The 15,161-nt window shown below is 42.3% G+C and carries 12 protein-coding genes; 4 read left to right on the top strand and 8 right to left on the bottom strand.

The window, feature by feature from the left end; all coding sequences use genetic code 11:
- Window positions 1-76 precede the first annotated feature (76 nt).
- Window positions 77-541 (bottom strand): heteropolymeric bacterioferritin subunit Ftn, encoded by a 465-nt coding sequence (ftn, locus tag A9Z07_RS05870; protein WP_047430990.1) that lies wholly within the window; start codon window positions 539-541, stop codon window positions 77-79.
- A gap of 353 nt (window positions 542-894) precedes the next feature.
- On the opposite strand from ftn, the gene A9Z07_RS05865 reads away from it, so the two are divergent.
- Window positions 895-1,950, top strand: a complete 1,056-nt coding sequence (locus tag A9Z07_RS05865) for an SDR family oxidoreductase (protein ID WP_069577605.1) — start codon at window positions 895-897, stop codon at window positions 1,948-1,950.
- A 69-nt stretch (window positions 1,951-2,019) separates the two neighbouring features.
- Here the strand turns inward: A9Z07_RS05865 and ligA are convergent, their stop codons facing one another.
- From ligA to A9Z07_RS05840, 5 genes are all read right to left on the bottom strand, one after another.
- Entirely contained in the window at window positions 2,020-4,047 is a 2,028-nt protein-coding gene (ligA, locus tag A9Z07_RS05860; RefSeq protein ID WP_069577604.1) for an NAD-dependent DNA ligase LigA, read from the bottom strand.
- Between the two features lie 72 nt (window positions 4,048-4,119).
- Window positions 4,120-5,130, bottom strand: coding sequence for a cell division protein ZipA C-terminal FtsZ-binding domain-containing protein (locus A9Z07_RS05855; protein ID WP_069577603.1), 1,011 nt, complete (start codon window positions 5,128-5,130; stop codon window positions 4,120-4,122).
- 1 nt (window position 5,131) lies between these two features.
- Window positions 5,132-8,581 (bottom strand): chromosome segregation protein SMC, encoded by a 3,450-nt coding sequence (gene smc, locus A9Z07_RS05850; protein WP_069577602.1) that lies wholly within the window; start codon window positions 8,579-8,581, stop codon window positions 5,132-5,134.
- A gap of 10 nt (window positions 8,582-8,591) precedes the next feature.
- Complete coding sequence (locus A9Z07_RS05845; RefSeq protein ID WP_004770835.1) at window positions 8,592-9,287, bottom strand: GntR family transcriptional regulator; 696 nt, start codon at window positions 9,285-9,287, stop codon at window positions 8,592-8,594.
- Between the two features lie 367 nt (window positions 9,288-9,654).
- Window positions 9,655-10,455: a sulfite exporter TauE/SafE family protein gene (locus tag A9Z07_RS05840; protein ID WP_062846443.1), complete on the bottom strand. Its 801-nt coding sequence runs from the start codon at window positions 10,453-10,455 to the stop codon at window positions 9,655-9,657.
- Window positions 10,456-10,461: 6 nt separating this feature from the next.
- Between A9Z07_RS05840 and A9Z07_RS05835 the strand changes: the two genes are divergently transcribed.
- Both A9Z07_RS05835 and A9Z07_RS05830 read left to right on the top strand, forming a co-directional pair.
- A complete protein-coding gene (locus A9Z07_RS05835; RefSeq protein ID WP_004770833.1) occupies window positions 10,462-11,238 on the top strand; it encodes a biotin--[acetyl-CoA-carboxylase] ligase in 777 nt (258 codons plus the stop codon).
- A 15-nt stretch (window positions 11,239-11,253) separates the two neighbouring features.
- Complete coding sequence (locus A9Z07_RS05830; protein ID WP_069577601.1) at window positions 11,254-11,997, top strand: pantothenate kinase; 744 nt, start codon at window positions 11,254-11,256, stop codon at window positions 11,995-11,997.
- On the opposite strand, the gene A9Z07_RS05825 is transcribed toward A9Z07_RS05830, so the two are convergent.
- On the bottom strand, window positions 11,967-12,554 hold the full coding sequence (locus A9Z07_RS05825; protein WP_069577600.1) for an RBBP9/YdeN family alpha/beta hydrolase: 588 nt from the start codon (window positions 12,552-12,554) through the stop codon (window positions 11,967-11,969). The genes A9Z07_RS05830 and A9Z07_RS05825 overlap by 31 nt on opposite strands.
- Before the next feature lie 162 nt (window positions 12,555-12,716).
- Complete coding sequence (gene ffh / locus A9Z07_RS05820; protein WP_004770827.1) at window positions 12,717-14,126, bottom strand: signal recognition particle protein; 1,410 nt, start codon at window positions 14,124-14,126, stop codon at window positions 12,717-12,719.
- A gap of 147 nt (window positions 14,127-14,273) precedes the next feature.
- Between ffh and A9Z07_RS05815 the strand changes: the two genes are divergently transcribed.
- Window positions 14,274-15,083, top strand: a complete 810-nt coding sequence (locus A9Z07_RS05815) for an inner membrane protein YpjD (RefSeq protein ID WP_005256228.1) — start codon at window positions 14,274-14,276, stop codon at window positions 15,081-15,083.
- Window positions 15,084-15,161 lie beyond the last annotated feature (78 nt).

Genomic DNA, 15,161 nt, shown 5'->3' with positions numbered 1-15,161 from the left:
CATTTTTTCAGATCAACATAAAAAAGGGAACTTTATTGCAAGCTCCCTTTTTAATTACTGCATGTGCAGCAATTTATTAGATTTGTGATTGAATATAATTTTGTAGACCAATCAATTCAATTAAACGTAATTGCTTTTCTAACCAATACGTATGATCTTCTTCTGTATCAGAAAGCTGCTGGCGTAACATATCACGGCTGATAAAGTCGCCTTTCTCTTCACACAGTTTGATACCTGTCGCAAGTTTTTCACGTACATGATATTCAAGTGCTAAATCTGCCTTTAAGCAGCTCACAACATCTGTACCGACATTGATATCTTCACGATTCATATTCGGTTGAGCACCTAGGAACAAAACACGACGAATGATTGCGTCAGCATGAGATGCTTCTTCTTGCATTTCATGGTCGATACGCTCATAGATCTTGTTCAGCCCCCAATCTTCGTACATTCTTGAATGAATTAAATATTGATCACGAGCAGCCAATTCACCGCCAATGAGCATATTTAAATAGTCGATGACTTCTGGATTGCCACGCATAATACTTACTCCTATCGAATGACAACATTATGGTCAAGTTAGAACAGAATTGCAAAAACAAATATGTGTAAGTTTATGATTTTTATAGAATTAAAATGAGAAACATACGCATTTACAGTTCGAATTGACTGAATTTATGTAAATAAAATAAGCCTTTGCATATCATTTATCACATTAAAAAGAGATAATTCCATTGAAAATCATTTGTTTGATTTTTTGTAACCATTAGCAATGCTTCTTATTTCGCCGATGTTTTAATCAAAAAATCATAAAAAATGACTGCTCAGCTGTTGTTTGTTTAATCGAAATTCGGTAAATAACAGCAATCACAAAAACATAATGTGGAAACCACAATGGATAAAAGCAAACCAATTTTGGTCACTGGCGCGACGGGTTATATTGCAGGCTGGATTATTGAACGTCTGTTGAATCAAGGTCATACAGTTCATGCAACTGTACGTGACCCATCAAAGAAAAATAAGATCCAGCATTTATATGATCTGGCAGAGCAATCAGCTGGACAAATCCAGTTCTTCAAAGCAGATTTGCTTGAATCAGGTTCATTTGATGAAGCGATGAAAGATTGCGAGATCGTGATTCATACCGCATCGCCTTTCGTTGTCACCAATTATAAAGATGCCGTTAAAGATATCATTGAGCCTGCGGTGAAAGGCACAGAAAATGTTTTGAACAGCGTTAATCGCACTGAGTCAGTTAAACGTGTGGTACTTACTTCAAGCATTGCCTCAACCTATGGCGATGCAGTTGAGATTCAAGACACTGCCAATAATGAGTTTAATGAAAATCACTGGAACACAACCAGTAGCGAAACACACCAGCCCTATCCTTATTCAAAAGTCATGGCCGAGCGTAAAGCATGGGAAATGGCCGAGCAACAAAACCGTTGGGATCTGGTATGCATTAACCCGGCTTTAGTCATGGGGCCATCCCTGACCGATGCCAGTCAGTCAGGTAGTATTGAAGTACTACAACAGTTCGGTAATGGCACCACCTTATTCGGTGTTCCGCCAATGTGGAATGGGATTGTCGATGTTCGTGATGTTGCCGATGCACACGTCGCTGCGGCATTAAATCCAAATGCACATGGCCGCTATATTATTTGTGGTGGAACATTAAGCTTATTGGATATGGGCAAGGCACTTACTCAGAAGTTTGGCTATAAATTTCCATTCCCGCACTTTACTGTGCCAAAAACAGCCTTTTCTTTTGTCGCACCAATCCTCGGACATTCACGTCAATTTGTAAAATTGAATATGGGTTACCCCATCTATTTTAATGCGCAGCGTAGTGAGAAAGATTTAGGAATCCAATATCGCGATGTGCGTGAAAGTGTCTGTGAACATTTCCAACAATTGTTAGATGATGGTATTGTGAAAAAATATATTTGATAGAAGAAAAGGCGGCATTGATGCCGCCTTTTTATCAATTCGCACTGATTCAAAATTTAAATCAAGAATTTACGCTTCATACTGTTTCAAAAATTCCAAGAACTCTTGCTCATTCAAGACTCGAATGTCTAACTTCTGCGCTTTATCCAGCTTACTACCCGCTTTCTCGCCTGCAACCACACATTTGGTTTTGCTAGAAACACTACCACTCACACGAGCACCCAAGGCTTGAAGCTTTTGTGTCGCCTCATCACGTCCCATGGTTTCCAGCGTTCCAGTCACGACCCAACTCTCACCATTCAACGGTTGGCGTGTTGGTGCTGTTGGTGCATCCCAATGAATACCTGCTGCCATTAAACGATCAAGTACCTCAATGTTATGTGGTGCTTGGAAGAAATCAGCAATCCATTCAGCAGTAATATCACCGACATCAGGGGTTTTCTTGAGCGCTTCAATATCCGCTGATTTCAGAGCCTCAAGCGTCTGGAAGGTATTCGCCAGCATACGCGCTGTGGTCTCACCCACCCCACGAATCCCCAGAGCATAAATAAAGCGTGCCAAAGTAGTTTTCTTGCTGGCTTCAATCGCATCAATCAGGTTCTGAACCGATTTCTCACCCATTTTTTCAATGGTTAATAAAGTGTCACGATGCTCATGCAAATGATAAATATCAGCCACATCTTTGAGTAAGTTGAGATGTAGAAGTGACTCCACCCAACGATCACCTAGACCTTCAATATCCAAAGCTTTACGCGAAACAAAGTGACGAATCGCTTCAATACGCTGTGCCGCACAATATAAACCGCCCGAACAACGTGCCAATGCCTCACCTTCTGGCATGACCACGGGCGAATCACAGACTGGACAATTTTCTGGAAGATGCACCATCTCGGCATCCACAGGACGAAACTCCGCCCAGACCTTCTCGACCTTTGGAATCACATCGCCAGTACGGTAAACACTTACGGTATCGCCAACACGTACATCTAAACGGTGAATTTCACCAATGTTATGTAAGGTCACATTCGATACCGTCACCCCACCAACAAAGACTGGCGCTAAACGTGCAACAGGCGTTAGTGTGCCTGTACGACCCACTTGCCAGTCAATATTTTCCACTTTGGTGAGTGCAGCCTGTGCTGGGAATTTATAGGCCGTTGCCCAACGCGGTTCACGACTCAAGAAACCCAATTGTTGTTGCTGTTTAAGGCTGTCGACCTTAATCACCATGCCATCAATTTCAACCTTGAGATCTGGACGTTCTTGTTGAATCTGTTCATAGCGTTGTTGTACTTCTTCAATCGAAGCACACAGGAACTGACGTTCTGCAATTTCAAAACCAAACTTGGTCAACCAATGCAGACTATCGTGCATAGTCTCAAGGCCATGATTCGGTACACACTGCGCAATCCCATAAGCATAGAACGCCAATGGACGTGAGGCTGCAATATTCGGATCGAGCTGTCTTAAGCTGCCTGCCGCAGCATTACGTGGATTCGCAAAGGTTTTATCGCCTTTGGCTTCCTGATCGGCATTGAGCTTTTCAAAGCCTTGCTTCGGCATCAACACTTCGCCACGTACTTCTAGAAACTGTGGAATCGCCTGATGCTGACTCGACAATACTTTAGGTAAATTACGAATGGTTTTGACATTCTGGGTAATATCTTCGCCTGTTTCGCCATCGCCACGAGTGACACCACGAACCAACACACCATTTTCATACCACAGTGAAATCGCTAAACCGTCCAGTTTCAGCTCTACTTCATACTGGACTTTCTGGTTCGGTAAACGTTCATCAATACGACGGGCAAAAGCAAACAAGTCTTCCTGATTAAACACATTGCCTAATGACAGCATTGGCACTGCATGAGTGACACTTTCAAATTTTGATAAGGCTTGACCACCGACTTTATTGGTCGGGGTATCCGCCTGAATACAGTCTGGATATTGTTGTTCTAAAGCTTTCAGCTGATGAAATAAATGGTCATATTCACTGTCTGAAATGGAAGGTTGATCCATCACATAGTAAGCATGATTATGTTTTGCAATCAGTTGAATTAACTGACGCATTTGCTCAATAACTGAGTTGTGTTCCATTTAAATTTCACCATATAAAAGGGCGGAAAAACCGCCCTATAACTTTTCACTGAATTTATTATAAAAGATTCATTAAGCTGTTGCTTGATTTGGACGATAATCAATCACGTGATGACGCCAATGTTCTTTTAACTGCGGCGTAAATTCCAGATTATTTTCATCATAGACCTTACCATCGACTTCACGCGCAATTAAACCCGCAATACTGGTCATCATGTCATAACCCGTAACGGCCTTGCTATTTGGTAATGCCAAGAAGAATGCAAGACCTTGCACCTGCTCACCAGATAAGGTTTCCAAATCAAAACCAGCTGGGCCATTATCCGTCATACGCAATACCGAGAACATCAAGGCACTTGGTTCATCGGTATTTTCATAACGATGGAAGCACGACATTTCACCGAAACGTAAGCCATATTTTAATAAAACTTTGAGCGCTTTATCGCCAGATAAGGCACGGCGTGGATTCGGATAAACATTCAGAGCAATGATCTGCTCTGCGGTGGCTAAAGCACTTTCATCGTCGTAGCGTTGCTGTTCGTGTAAATGCACATCCAGAATATTACTTTCGCCATCAAATTCTTCAATTGCGACCGTTTCGATATTTGGGTTCAAGCTGAGTTCTGCTTCGGTTTTATTTTCCTCAGCTTTCTCTGTCGCTTCTGCATTTTCAGAGAGGACTGTTGTCTCTGCTTCAGCAGTCACGGTCTCATCTTTTTGAACAGTTTCAGTTTCTACAACCGCTTCAACAGTTTCTTCTTTAGCCACTTCTTCTGTTGAAACCACAGCTTCAGTTTTTTCTGTGGTATTTGCAGGCTCAACTGTTTTTTCTACTGGGGTCTCTGCCGCAACCGCGTCTGTATTTAGACTTGGTTCAACACGTTCAGTTGTGGTGACCACTTCATCTGGTAAAACTTGATCTCGTACATGACGAGGGATGACAGGCTGCTGACTTTCAGGATTAATATATAAATCCGCTTCTAATGACGGCTCGACTGGTTTCGGTTTTCTTAAAAGCATCATTAAACCAACGAGCATAATCACAACGGCGATAACAATGCCTATTATTGTATTCATTTCCATACTATGACTCCGCAACTAACCCGTATTCTTTTGCCTGCTCTAAATCGACAGTCACTAATTTTGATGTGCCTGGCTCTGGCATGGTCACTCCCAGTAAGTCAGTTGCCATTGTCATCGCCAATTTATTATGTGTAATGTAAATGAATTGCACCTGTTCAGAAAGCTCTTTTACCAAATTACAATACCGCTGAACGTTGGCATCATCCAAAGGCGCATCAACTTCATCCAAAACACAGAATGGTGCTGGGTTTAATCTAAAGATCGCAAACACCAGCGCCAATGCGGTCAAGGTTTTTTCACCACCCGATAAGAGAGCCAATGAACTGTTTCGTTTACCTGGTGGACGCGCCATCAATTTCACACCAGATTGCCAGTCATCTTCAAGACTTAAGCTCGCTTCCCCGCCATTAAAGACTTTAGGGAAAAGGACTTGCATCTCTTGATTGACCTGATCAAAAGTGGTCATGAATAACTTACGGGTTTCCTGATCAATACTTTTCATGGCATCTTTCAGTTGATCAACCGTATTCTGCAAGTCCTGCATCTGATGACTGAGTTCATCAAAACGCTGTGATACTTCCTCATATTCCTGTGAAGCTGCCAGATTGACCGCACCAATTTTTTCGAATTGCTGCTGCGCTTTTTCCAGTTTCTGTTGATGATCTTTAATTTCAATCGACAGATCAGATAAAGCTTCTGCATTCAACTCTTTCAGTTGTTCCAGATAATGTTCACGATCCGATTTGGCTGCCTGCCAAGCCAAACGCTTTTGCTCTAACTGTTCACGCACCTGCTCATCTTTTTGCTGAGCTTGATGACGCTGTTCAGTCAACTGCTGCTGTTTCTCTTGAATCTGATTCAGCTCAAGTTGCCATTCATTCCAGTTTTTTTGCAATTTTTCAGTTTGATGAAATTGTTCCTGAAATTGTGACTCTAAATTTGGCAGTTCCAGTTGAATTGGATCAACAAATTTCTTTGCCTGTTCAATTTGTTCAATAATTTGATGATACTGCGTTTTTAAGAATGAAATATCTTTCTCTAACAGCTCAATTTGCTGATTGGCCTGAGATGTTTGGCGACGTAGACTTTCACGTTGCTGTTGCTGCTGAAGCAACTGTTGTTGTTGTTCGTCCAGTTGTTCATTCAGGTTTTCTACCTGAAACTGCAAGGTTTTATAATTCGGCAATACCGCTTCTAATTTGAGTGCAAGCGCATGTAAATCAATTTCCAGATCATCACGCTGCATCGCATCTTCTTCAAGCTGTAGATCCAGTTGTTTGAGTTGATCTGCCAATTGCTGTTGCTGCAATACAAAAGCCTGCGCTGTACTTTGCAATTTGGCAATTTGCACATCTAACTGTTGCAGCTCTTTCTGTTTTTGTTTCAGACTTTGCTGCTGTTGCTGTAACTGTTGTTGCTGCTGTTGCAAGGTGTGCTGCTGTTGAGAAAATTGCTGTTCCAGCTCAAGCAGCTTGGGTTGTTTCTCCGCAAGTTGCAGCTCAATTTCCTCTAAACGCACTTGATGGCTCAACATACCTTGCGCACTTTGGCTATCTTCATCGTAATGCAGACCAATCACCCAATCTGCGCCAACATGATAACCATCCAGCGTTAAAATCGACTGTGTCTGCTGGAGTTCTGCTTGATGCGCTAAAGCGATTGCCAGACTCTCAGCCACAGCAACATTTGCCCATAATGAAGATTGTGGGGCTTCAAGCCAGTCACTTAGGCAGGTCAAATGTTGAATTTGAATACGTTGTTGCGTCGCTGACTTTAATTGTCGAGCTACGCCTTCTTGAAATGACTGTTCATCATCCAGTAAATGCGCTTGTAACCATTTGGCTAAGAACTTTTCAATGATACTGGCATGGCTTTTACCTTGCGCGGTTAAACGTAGGCTTTGCATCAAGCGAACCGTATTCTGCTGATGTTTTGGACTTTGTTTTGCCACCAGTTGATTCAAATTCTTTTGTTCAGCCAGTAAAACCTGTATTTCGGTTTTAAGCGTTTGCACATCCGCCTTATCCAGCTGTTGTTGTTCTTGTTGCGCCTGTAAATTTTGCTGTAGTTCTTCAATAGCGGCTTCCAGCTCAACGATCTCTTGATGAAGTTGTTGCTGCAATTGTTCCAGTTGTGCCTGTTCTTCATCTTGAACCTGCGCTCGGATCTGACCACTTTGCGATTGTAGCGTTTGCTTTTGCTGTTCGATTCGCAACACATTTTTGGCAAGCTGCTCAATTTGCGCGGCCATCTGCAACTTTTGCTGTTGTTGCTTATCGACCTGTGCTTTGAGCTGTTCAAACTGCTGTTGTGCTTGCTTTTGCTGGGCTTGAACATCACTCACGCTTTGTTCAGCGGTTTGTGTTTGCTGTTCTAATGCCAGCAATGTTTCATTTTGCTCATCAAACTGGGCAGATAAAGTTTCGATCTGGAGTTCAGACAACTGTAAACGTTCTTTGGTCTGTACTTTCTGCTGTTCAAGCTGTACCAGACTACTGCTATTCTGCTGGAATAGGCTCTGCTTTTGTTCCAGTGTCATCTTCAACTCAGCCAGTTTTTTCTCTGCCTGCTGCCACTCATGTTGCAATGGCGAAGACTGCTGAATTAAGCGCTGAAATAAAGCACTTGTCGCTTCCAGATCATGTTCAATCGTCTGTGATTCAGAACGAACCAATTTAAATTGTTCGCCCAATGCCGTCATTTCAACGGTATATTCTTGTTGTAATTTTTGGCTTTGATTGGCTTGGAAAGACAGAATCTCAATTTTTAAAGTACGGATCTGACCTTCTAAGGTTTTGTATTGAATCGCAGCTTCAGATTGACGCTTCAAGCTTCTCAGCTGTGATTTTAGTTCCGCGGCAATGTCATCTAAACGTGCTAGATTTTGTTCAGTATGTTCTAAGTGCTGTAAAGTCTCGCGACGACGTGCCTGATAACGCGATACTCCAGCGGCTTCTTCAATAAAGACACGCATTTCTTCAGGCTTGGCATCCACCAGACGGTTAATCATGCCCTGTTCAATCACCGCATAAGAGCGCGGCCCTAAACCTGTGCCCAAGAAAATATCGGTAATATCACGACGGCGACAACGCGTACCATTCAGGAAATACTCCGATTTCCCTTCACGCGTCACCTGACGACGGACGGCCAGCTCATTATAGGCGTTATATGCCCCACCCAATTTGCCATAGGTATTGTCAAAACGAAGTTCGACACTGGCGACACCAACAGGTTTACGCTTGGCTGTCCCTGTAAAGATGACATCCTGCATACTGCCGCCACGCAATTGACGTGCGTTGGACTCGCCCATGACCCAGCGAATCGCATCAATAACATTGGATTTACCGCAACCGTTCGGCCCCACAACCGCAGTTCGGTTCGCCTTAAAATTTAATGTTGTACTATCGGCGAAAGATTTAAAGCCTGAAAGTTTTAAACTACTTAAACGCATACTGCCCTAACTAGCGGCGTGAGCGTCTAGCCCAGGCCAATTCAATCTGTTTCATACGTGTCAGAGATTCCAACACAAGGTTACGCAAGTGTCGACAAAAATCTTCCATAAATAAAGCAGCTTGTTGTGATTTTCGGATCAAAATAGCATCAATCACCAGCTTAAATAGCGTAAATGACTCTTGTAGCTCCCGACGCGAGGTATTTAAGGTGAGAAAATAGCTACGGCGCAATGAAGGCAACAGTTCTTTATAAAATTGCATGAGGTATGGATTTGCCACCATTTCATGTTGTTCAGCTAAATATTTAAAGATTGCATCGTAAAATTTTTCAATGTCACCAGCCCTGACGAACTCAACCAATTGATCCAGTAAAGCTTGTAAATGCTCAGCTTCATTGACACGCCAAGTTTCACTAATGCGTTGCACGATATGCCCCAGAACCATCACATTGGTATCAAACAATGCTTTGACCTGTTGCGCCGACATTTCAGATACAATCGCACCACGTCGTGGAAAAATCTCAATTAAATATGTACGTTCCAGTAATAACAATGCTTCACGGACAGAACCGCGACTGACATCTAATTCTTTCGCAATGCGCAACTCTTGAATACGTTCGCCTTCAACCAGCTCACCGCTAATAATTTGTTCACTAATATATTTTGCAATCTGTTCAGAAAGACTATCAGCCTCTTCGAGATTCATGAGCGCCTCGCTATCTTTGTTATACGCATTGTCCAATGCTATTTACGCTTTTTTGTTTTAACTGATCTCACCCTATAAATTCTATATCATTGTCTGACAATTTTATTGCTTTTTAAGCCAATCGTCCTGAAAAAGCCCCCATCCATTCTCAAAATAGATAAAAAAATCATTTTTTCTATTTTTATTATCAAATATTTATATTTTCCATGAGTCGCCAACCATCCATCTGATCGGAAAATAACTTTATGGAATAAATCACAAAAAATATTATTTATATTAAATCAATCGCAATTTAATCATGGATGAATACACACATAAGCATCTTCATCCATTCTTGAAGTTCATGACTAACGAAACAAATTAATATCTACATCAACCCTTTGTAGATGAAATAACACCCAACCACCACCAGCAAGCCTGCAAAGCATTTTTTCAACATGGCTGGCGATAACAGATGAGCAACCTTGGCACCAAATTTCGCGGTGATAAAGCTCATGACACTAATGCCCAAAAACGCATAAACATGCACATAGCCAATGGTATTCGGTACTTCGATCTGCTCTTTAGCCCCAAACCACATAAAGCCCAGTGCACCAGCTACAGCGATCGGCAATCCACACGCTGCCGAAGTCGCTACCGCTTTTTGCATCACCACACCATGACGATTCAGATAAGGAACGGTCAAGCTGCCACCACCGATACCAAAAATCGCCGATGCCACCCCAATGCCACCACCCGCAGCCAGTTGTAACGGTGCTGATGGTAAGTGTCGATTTGGATCAACCACGGCATTGGCCCCTTTAAACATCTTATAGGCCATCCAGACTGCAAATACACCGATCACCAGTTGCAAATGCTGCCCTGACATCAAGTCGGCAATACCAGCGCCCAAAAATGATCCTATCACCAACCCCGGTGCAAGATTACGGAACACAGGCCAGAGCACTGCACCTTTCTTATGATGGGCCGTTACTGAACTGATTGAAGTCACAATAATGGTTGCTAACGATGTACCCACTGCAATATGCATAATGACATTCGGGTCATAATTCATTTGCGTGAAGACAATATATAAAATCGGCACAATAATTAAGCCACCGCCCACACCAAATAGCCCCGCAGCAAATCCGGCAATTGCACCAATCAGCAAATATATGATTAACTCCATAAACAAATGACCACGCTACTTGTAAAAATGATGGATGATTTCGCAACCCGCCAGCTTCAACAATTATTGAACGCAAAAAATCAGTTTCCCGAAGTGGTTTTACTCAAGACCACCACGACATCAACCAATGATGATATGCGTGAAATTGCAGAAAAAGGCATTACGACAGGACTGGTTTGCAGTGCGCAGCAAACACAAGGTCGAGGTCAACATCAACGACCATGGTCCTCTCCTGAAGGAAACATTTATTTAAGCACACTGATCCAGACCAAGACAGCATTAGACGGTCGTCTGGCATTGGAAATTGCGTTAAATATTCTACAGATGCCGAGCTTACACGGTCTTCAACTACAAGTGAAATGGCCCAACGATTTATATAGTCCTCAAGGGAAATGGGGAGGCATCCTGGTAGAGCCACTTTCGACTCATCAAGCCATTATTGGGGTGGGCATCAACTTAACCACGCCACCTGTGGAAAATGCTGACCAGCAAATTACCTCATTACAAATGCTCGGTTTAGATCCAATCGACCGAATCGGGTTAATTGCTGAACTCTATACGGCAATCCAACAGGCGGCCCAGTGGTTTGAACATGGCAGTTATAATCTGGCAGAACGTTTTAACCACCATGCGATTTGGCTCAATCAGCACGTGGAATTTGAGCATACCCAAGGCAAAGTTCAGGGACTCTTCCAAGGTATCTCCAATGAAGGCGCGGTATTGATCAAGACCGATCAAATCCAGCAATTCTATCAAGGTCGCTTACGTCTCGCTTCAGTTTGAGAATAGGAAGAGCTCATGAAAAGTTTATGGCTTGATATTGGAAATACCCGTTTAAAATACTGGATTACACAGAACGATCAGGTGCTTGAGCACGCAGCCGAGTTACACCTGCAATCGCCTGCCGATTTATTGCTGGGTTTAATCCAGCATTTTCGTCATCAGAATCTGACGCAGGTTGGTATTTCTTCGGTTCTGGATTCAGAGAATAATCAGCGTATCCAGATGATTCTCAATATACTGGATATTCCGATTATCTTTGCCAAAGTTCATGCAGAGTATGCTGGTCTGAAATGTGGTTATGATGTACCAAGCCAGCTCGGGATTGACCGCTGGTTGCAAGTCTTGGCAATGGCAAAGCCAGCTGAAAATTTTTGTGTGATTGGTTGCGGAACTGCCCTAACCATCGATTTGATTGAAGGATTGCAGCATCTCGGCGGTTATATTCTGCCAAATCTCTATCTGCAACGGGATTCGCTGATCCAAAATACCAAAGGGATCAAAATTCCAGACTCTGCCTTTGATAATTTAAAACCAGGTCATAACACGGTCGATGCAGTCCATCACGGTATATTGCTGGGTCTGATCAGTACCATTGATCAAATCATGCAGCAATCCCCGAAAAAGTTAATCTTAACAGGTGGTGACGCCGCTTTATTTGCTAAATTCCTCAGTCATTATCAACCTCAAGTTGAATCGGATTTATTGCTACAAGGTTTAAAACACTATGTTCAGCTAAATTCAGCTTTGAGCAAGGTTTGAAGTGCCTGTAATAACTGTGGAAACTCCTTAAAGCCATCTTCTGCACGAAAATGCCCAGCCTGAGCGACCTCAATCAGCTGGGCATTGAGCAGGTTTGAAAATTTAAACATCAATGGCACAGGAATCACGGGATCATTACTGGAAAAGAAAACCAGACGTCGCTGAATATTCGCTCTCAGAATGCCGCTCTCAAACTGAGCTTGTTGAATAAAAGCATTAAATTCTGGATGTTGAGCAATCGGGTCATTAAAACCAGCAATAAAAATTCCTGCTTTGATGGTCATTTGCTTCAATTTCTGAGCCAAAAATCGTGAGAGTGCTACACAGGAAAGCCCATGTGCTACCACGATACTCCGCTCATTCAGCCCTTTTAATTGTGCTTCCAGACAAGTTTGCCAAATCTCTGCTTCTGGATGACTGGCATCTGCAAGAAATACACGCTCAACCCTAAGCTCATCGCTTTGCAGTTGTTGTTCTAACCAGCCATACCAATGCTGATCTGGATCGGCATTTTCACAATGCAGAATAAATACGCTATTTTTTGAATTATGTGACATGTTTAACACTATTTTTCAATAAAAACATAAACTTAGAAATATATATTGCGCTTTTTTAATTATTCTTAACATTAATATTTTGTATCAATTTTATACAACACCACTCAAAATATAGGCATAGAAAAAGGCGCATTACGCGCCCTTTTAGGAAGTCGATAGAACTTACTTTTTCTGGTCATTACTACCAAATAAAGGGCCCATACCACCACCGCCACCAAATTGTTTTTGCATATTGCCCAATGATTTCAGCATTTTGCTCATACCTGATGGATTCGCAAATTTCTTCATCATTTTCGCCATTTGTGCCTGTTGCTTGATCAGTTTATTCACTTCAGCAACGTCCATACCACAACCAGCAGCAATACGTTTTTTACGACTTGGGTTAATCAAATCAGGGTTACGACGCTCTTTAATCGTCATTGACTGAATGATGGCTTCCATACGCTTCACTTGCTTTTCAGGATTGGCTTTTTCAATCGCGTCCTGAATACCCGCATTGCTCATGCCTGGTAATTTGTCCAGGAAGCCCATCATGCCGCCCATTTTGCTCATTTGCTCAAACTGCATCAGCATATCTTCAAAGTTGAAGTTGCCGCCTTTTTGCAGTTTTTTCGCCATTTTCTCGGCTTTTTCTTTGTCGATTTTGCGTTCAACTTCTTCGACCAAAGAAAGGACGTCACCCATACCCAAGATACGTTGTGCAACACGATCCGGATGGAATGGCTCAAGTGCATCCAGTTTTTCACCAATACCTAAGAACTTGATTGGCTTACCAGTAATGGCACGAACAGAAAGTGCTGCACCACCACGTGCATCCCCATCAGTTTTAGTCAGAATCACACCAGTTAAAGCCAAAGCATCATTAAACGCTTTTGCAGTATTGGCAGCATCCTGACCTGTCATTGCATCAACAACGAATAAAGTCTCGGTTGGTTTCACCGCCGCATGTAATTCTTTGATCTCGTCCATCATGTCTTCATCGACATGTAAACGACCTGCTGTATCGACAATCAGAACATCAGCAAACTGGATTTTCGCCTGCTCAATCGCACGATTCACAATATCAATCGGCTTTTCAGATGCTTCAGATGGAATGAAACCAACACCGACTTCATTCGATACTGTTTCTAACTGCTTGATCGCTGCTGGACGATAAACGTCGGCAGACACCGTCATTACTTTTTTCTTTTGGCGTTCTTTTAAGAAACGTGCCAATTTTGCAGCAGTCGTGGTTTTACCTGCACCTTGCAAACCGGCAAGAAGCACAACAACTGGTGGTTTTGCACTTAAATCTAATGTTTCATTTGCCTCACCCATCATCTTGGTGAGTTCATCATAGACAATCTTTACAAATGCCTGACCAGGAGAAAGCTGAGTCATGACTTCTTGACCGAGCGCTTCTTCCTTAACCTTCGCGATAAATTCACGAGTTACAGGTAACGCCACATCGGCTTCAAGAAGTGCCATACGTACTTCACGTAGGGTATCTTTAATATTGTCTTCGGTCAGCTGCCCTGAGCCAGTAACATTTCTTAAACTCTGTGTGAGTCGTTCTGTTAAGGTATCAAACATTGCGAAATCCGCTTAAAATGGCTAGTTGCAAAAAAATCTTTCTTAAAATAGAAAATTTATGCATAAGATGCTATAGGATACTGTAGTTCGAAGCGAATTTATATCTTATATGGTGAATATTATTCATCCTCCTAAAAAAGGTTTGACATGATCAGTCTCCCCTTGGTTTACACAATTTTGGCACTTATCGCCTATACCAGTTCATTCTGGTATTTGTTTATTCGTTTAATGTCAAAACGTACTCCAAATCTTTGGTGTTATGGCTTGATGGTCGGTTTAGGACTGGTGCTGCACGCGACTGTCCTTTCCCAAGACATGCTGACATCTATTGGGGTGAATTATGATGTATTCAACCTGATGTCCTTCACTTCTGGACTCATGTTGGCACTCAGTCTGATCCTAAGCTTGATTCGCCCAATCCTGCCATTGAACCTGATTGGAACACCTGTAGCCGCTTTTGGTTTAATTCTCGGCTTCGCTTTTAGTCAGCCAAATCAAATTATTGAACAACATAGTTTTGGTCTGGACTTACATATCATTTTGTCCCTGTCTGCTTATGCTGTGCTGCTCATGGCAACCATTCATGCTGTTCTGCTCTGGTTTCAGGATCGGGAACTAAAAAAGAAACAAAAACGTCGTATCTGGGTGAATTTGCTTCCACCATTTCAGGTCATGGAGTCATTATTATTTGACTTGATTATTACTGGATTTGGCCTGCTTACAGCCGCATTATTGTTCGGCTTCTTTACCATTGATAACTTTTTTGCCCAACATCTCGCACATAAAACTGCATTTAGTATCATTTCATGGTTCTTATACGGCGCATTATTGATCGGACATTACAAGTTTGGCTGGCGTGGACGCAAAGCAATTCGTTTCACCATTACTGGTTTTGTCTTGCTAGCAATAGGCTTTATGGGCAGTAAATTTGTTTTAGAAATGATATTAGGACGTTAAGCTTTTCTACGCTAATAAAAACTAGACAGCCTATCTGAAAATGCGTATAACGCTGTTTTCGCTTAACTAGGTAAAAAT

Origin of the sequence: Acinetobacter sp. YK3 (assembly GCF_001729365.1) — a bacterium.
Lineage (GTDB): Bacteria > Pseudomonadota > Gammaproteobacteria > Pseudomonadales > Moraxellaceae > Acinetobacter > Acinetobacter vivianii.
This window is presented reverse-complemented; position numbering and strand designations above follow the sequence as displayed.

What these genes read in the sequence shown, in the direction of transcription:
- A9Z07_RS05865 (WP_069577605.1), top strand. Translation starts at nt 895, where the DNA reads ATGGATAAAAGCAAACCAATTTTGGTCACTGGCGCGACGGGTTATATT.
- A9Z07_RS05855 (WP_069577603.1), bottom strand. Translation starts at nt 5,130, where the DNA reads ATGGAAATGAATACAATAATAGGCATTGTTATCGCCGTTGTGATTATG.
- A9Z07_RS05825 (WP_069577600.1), bottom strand. Translation starts at nt 12,554, where the DNA reads ATGTCACATAATTCAAAAAATAGCGTATTTATTCTGCATTGTGAAAAT.
- A9Z07_RS05830 (WP_069577601.1), top strand. Translation starts at nt 11,254, where the DNA reads ATGAAAAGTTTATGGCTTGATATTGGAAATACCCGTTTAAAATACTGG.
- A9Z07_RS05835 (WP_004770833.1), top strand. Translation starts at nt 10,462, where the DNA reads ATGACCACGCTACTTGTAAAAATGATGGATGATTTCGCAACCCGCCAG.
- ligA (WP_069577604.1), bottom strand. Translation starts at nt 4,047, where the DNA reads ATGGAACACAACTCAGTTATTGAGCAAATGCGTCAGTTAATTCAACTG.
- A9Z07_RS05845 (WP_004770835.1), bottom strand. Translation starts at nt 9,287, where the DNA reads ATGAATCTCGAAGAGGCTGATAGTCTTTCTGAACAGATTGCAAAATAT.
- A9Z07_RS05840 (WP_062846443.1), bottom strand. Translation starts at nt 10,455, where the DNA reads ATGGAGTTAATCATATATTTGCTGATTGGTGCAATTGCCGGATTTGCT.
- A9Z07_RS05815 (WP_005256228.1), top strand. Translation starts at nt 14,274, where the DNA reads ATGATCAGTCTCCCCTTGGTTTACACAATTTTGGCACTTATCGCCTAT.
- smc (WP_069577602.1), bottom strand. Translation starts at nt 8,581, where the DNA reads ATGCGTTTAAGTAGTTTAAAACTTTCAGGCTTTAAATCTTTCGCCGAT.
- ffh (WP_004770827.1), bottom strand. Translation starts at nt 14,126, where the DNA reads ATGTTTGATACCTTAACAGAACGACTCACACAGAGTTTAAGAAATGTT.
- ftn (WP_047430990.1), bottom strand. Translation starts at nt 541, where the DNA reads ATGCGTGGCAATCCAGAAGTCATCGACTATTTAAATATGCTCATTGGC.